3 protein-coding genes are annotated in these 4,119 nt (G+C 40.4%); all 3 read left to right on the top strand.

Translation table 11 applies throughout. The features are described 5' to 3' along the window. The first annotated feature begins 132 nt into the window (after positions 1 to 132). Genes ACTNBR_RS16025 through ACTNBR_RS16015 form a run of 3 tightly spaced genes read left to right on the top strand, consistent with a single transcriptional unit; the run spans position 133 to position 4,032 of the window. Entirely contained in the window at positions 133 to 2,037 is a 1,905-nt protein-coding gene (locus ACTNBR_RS16025; RefSeq protein ID WP_441019195.1) for a tyrosine-type recombinase/integrase, read from the top strand. Continuing rightward, on the top strand, positions 2,034 to 3,017 hold the full coding sequence (locus tag ACTNBR_RS16020; protein WP_441019197.1) for a tyrosine-type recombinase/integrase: 984 nt from the start codon (positions 2,034 to 2,036) through the stop codon (positions 3,015 to 3,017). The genes ACTNBR_RS16025 and ACTNBR_RS16020 overlap by 4 nt, the downstream gene beginning before the upstream one ends. After that, on the top strand, positions 3,010 to 4,032 hold the full coding sequence (locus ACTNBR_RS16015; RefSeq protein ID WP_441019199.1) for a tyrosine-type recombinase/integrase: 1,023 nt from the start codon (positions 3,010 to 3,012) through the stop codon (positions 4,030 to 4,032). The genes ACTNBR_RS16020 and ACTNBR_RS16015 overlap by 8 nt, the downstream gene beginning before the upstream one ends. Positions 4,033 to 4,119 lie beyond the last annotated feature (87 nt).

The following is a 4,119-nucleotide window of genomic DNA, read 5'->3' as shown; positions in this document are numbered from 1 at the left end:
TTATCCTCACGATATTTTTATCCTCATCTTTTCTGGATATAAAGATATTTACTCTCTTCTTCGCAAAAAAGATGAGGATAACATATTTTATGTGATAATGGAATCGCATTAAAATCGAAAGGATGTGATTTCATGAATTATGATGATACCGTCGAAAAGGTAATGTCACTACTTAAAGAAAAGAAGGTGTGTTCAAGCAGTAGAAAGTCGCATAGGGACTGTTATGAATCTCTTGGATCGTATCTCGACCAAAATAGTACCGAGTATACGGTCAAAGCGCGTGATGAATGGTTTGCTGAGATTAAGAAAAGCCTTCCTTCACAGCGATGTGTCATATGGATCCGGTATGTATACCAGTTAGAGGAAATGGATTCTTCAGGAACAGTATCTGACCGCAGGCTATATCTAAATCAATCAGTATACGATAAACTTCCAGTTTCATGGAAAGATGATCTTGATTTCTATCTTGAAGACTGTTGTAAACGTTATACAAAACGCACATTAGAATTAACACGTACCTATTGTTCCGAAGGGTTGCTCATTTTTGATAAAATTGGAGTTGTCAATATATCAGATATCTCATACGAAGCGGTACTGATACTTGTAAACACCAAAATGTATCAATCAGATGAAACCAGAAACGTGATCCTTAATTACACGGCTCGGATGATACAGTTCTATGAAAAGATCGGGAAATGCACAAAGCCATACAGTCTTCTCTTTAACAGTCAGATTTATCCTCATATCGGATTGATCGATGCGTTTTCTTCAGAGAATAAAGCAGCTTTACAGAAAACGATAGATGTAATTATGTCAGCCGCAGACTTTAAAGGAAAGATTGAGCCTTTTATCGAATGCCTGCAAGCCCATGGATATATCGGTACTACTTTGAAACTGGCAAAACATGCATTAACAGCTTTTTATCTGTTTCTGGATATACATGATCTTGGGTATCATCCGGATATCGTTTGGATATGGTTCTCTGAGGTAAAAAATACACTGGGAACTTCCTGGCTTCACTGGAGAAGAGTTCTGAGTTTTTGTAATGAATATCTTCTTAGCGGCGATATCCACCCGGGCGGGAAATATAAATACATTCCTACCATATATGATGAACTCCCTGAATGGTGTAAGGAAGCCGTCGCAGGTCTTTTAGAACAGAAAAAACGTGAATATCGCGAAAGCGGTACACTTAAATCTTATCGATGTTCCTGTGCAAGCTTTTGTCTGTTTTTGATCGATCATGGGTATGACAGTTTCAAACAGATTTCTCCAGAGATAATCAAAGAATTCTCAATCCGGGATGAACATTCCACATTTAAAGGCCGTGCCACCCGCTTTGTAATCGTAAGAGCCTTCCTACGCTATCTTGAGGAACATCGATATACAGAAAGACATGGTCTGGATCAATGTCTTATATCAGGAAGTGCACCCGTAGATAAGATCATTGATGTTTTGTCCGATGAACAGATTCAGAGGATCCAGGAGTACCGGCTGACCCATAATGCCCCTGTAGAACTTCGCGACATTGCCATTGTTTTGCTTGGCCTGAAAACAGGACTGAGGGCCTATGATATCCTGGCACTCCGTTTTCAGGATATCGACTGGAAGAAATGCCAGATCTCAATCATCATGAAAAAAACGAAAACACAGATCACTCTTCCAATGCCTGTTGAAGTGGGAAATGCTATATATTCATACCTGAAATACGGCAGACCTGATGCAGAAAGCGATTTTATTTTTGTAAGATCCAAAGCCCCGTATGGAAGATTGACTGGTAAAGTATGTACCAGAGCACTTTACCGTATCCTGCCCGAAAGAAATGATGTAAAGGGCGGCGGTTTTCATGTGACACGCAGGACTTTTGCTACAAATCTGCTGAAAAATCATGCCGGCATCGATGATGTAATGGATGCACTTGGTCATCGTGATCCGACAAGCGTAATGAAATACCTTCTTCTGGATGATGAAAGAAGCAGAAAATGTGGATTATCATTGTCAGACATCGGACTGATGCTGGAAGGAGGTCTGCAATGAAGATTCTTGGATATGAATATCAAAGCTGTTTTGCTCCGTATATTAAACAGTTTCTACAGGAAAAGCGGTCTGTTGGATTCTCTTATGAAACTGAAGAATGGAAACTGAAACATTTTGATGATTTTTGTGTAAAAGAATCCGTTATACAGCCATATCTCAGCAGGGAACTGGTCAAAAAATGGGGGACATTGCGTGAAGGAGAAGCATTATCTACGTGTTCAGCACGTACTTCTATCATCCGTCAGTTTGCGTTATTCATGATCTCCCTCGGTGAGGAAGCATATATTCCGTCGAATTTTTATAAATGTGAAAAAAGACTGGTGCATGTCTTGTCAGATGATGAAATATCAGCATTCTTTCATGAAATCGACAGTTATTCTCCAGAGATAAAAGTGCCCTCGTTTTTGCGTCTGTCTACAGAGTATAAAGTGATCTTCAGATTGATCTATTGTTGTGGCCTGCGTATTTCAGAAGCGAGAAAACTGAAGTGGAGTGATGCAGATCTTGAAGCGGGAACATTAAAAATCATGCAGTCAAAAGGTCATAAAGACAGGCTAATATATATGTCAGATGATCTTGCTGTGTTAATGAAGGAATATAAGACGATACTGAATGATCATTATGGATGCGTATCAGAATGGGTTTTCCCTGCAAGAGAACCGGGCAACTGCCTGTGTTCTGTCACTATAAACGCAGCATTTCGCAGGGCATGGAATGCAACACCATATGCAGAAGGCTGTGACAAAACTCCTACCGTTCACTGCCTCAGACATAGCTTTGTAGTAAAAAGGATGAATCTCTGGATGGAAGAAGGTATCGCACTTAAGGAGATGCTTCCATTTCTGAGCCGGTATCTGGGACATCAGAGTACGGATGATACTTTTTATTATTACCATCAGGTCAGCGAAGCTTTCCGGATCATCAGAGACAGGGACAAGACTTCAGGTTTCGTTATCCCGGAGGTGACTGACCATGAGTAGAAAAAAAGTGGAAAAGATACTGTTTTTCTCAAAAACACTGGATTTTCTTGAGCATTACCTGCCTGATCAGTCATTGAAAAGCCGGAATACAATAGAAACCTACCGGGATGCTTTGACCGTGTTCAGAAGATATATAACCGATACTATGAATTTATCACTACGTACCTTTGGCTTTGAGGATTGTACACATGATTTTCTGTTATCATACATTGAGTTCCTGCATAAAAACGGCAACAGCGAAACCACTTGTAATAACAGGCTTGCTGCGATCAGAGCTTATCTCTGGTATGCTGCTGATTGTGATATATCGTTACAGTCAGTAGCTCTCACAGCTTCCAGAGTTCCTTTTCTTAAAGTACCAAAGCTGACACGTGAAGTCATCCCTGATGATGCCCTTAAGGCACTGCTCTCTGCTCCGCCGGATACTAAGATAGGCCGAAGGGACAGACTGATCCTGATATTGCTTTATGACTCTGCTGTCAGGGTTTCCGAATTATTGTCTATGAATGTATCTTCTGTAAATCTGGAGGCCGACATACCGTATCTTCGGATTTATGGAAAAGGTGATAAAGAAAGGATCGTTGCGATCACAGATAAGACCGCTGATCATCTGAAGAACTATTTAAAAGTTTACCATGAAGTGATAGATTCTGATGCTCCGCTGATCTATACAGTGATCAAGGGTCACAAAGACAGGATGTCAGTTGGAAATGTTGAGCGTATCATCAAAAAATATGCAGCTCAGATCCGCTCAAAGTATCCGAATTTCCCGGAACGATGCTATCCCCATATGTTCCGCAGGACCAGGGCAACCAATCTGTATCAGGATGGAACAGAACTTGAACTTGTTTCCCGTATACTGGGGCATTCCTCAAGTGAAACAACACGTATTTACGCAGTCCCTTCAGTTGATATGATGCGTAAAGTGATGGAATCAGGTGATCTGGAAAGTGATGAGAAGCCATTATGGCCAGATGATGAAGCTGAAATGGCACGTATCTGTGGTTTAAGATAAATAATGTTATCCTCATCTTTTTTGTGAAGAAGTGAGTAAATATCTTTATATCCAGAAAAGATGAGGATAAAAATATCGTGAGGATAA

It is taken from the genome of Bariatricus sp. HCP28S3_F11, assembly GCF_052065395.1.
Taxonomy (GTDB): domain Bacteria; phylum Bacillota; class Clostridia; order Lachnospirales; family Lachnospiraceae; genus Allocoprococcus.
Note: the sequence above shows the minus strand (reverse complement) of the source record. Positions and strands in the feature narration are given on the sequence as shown.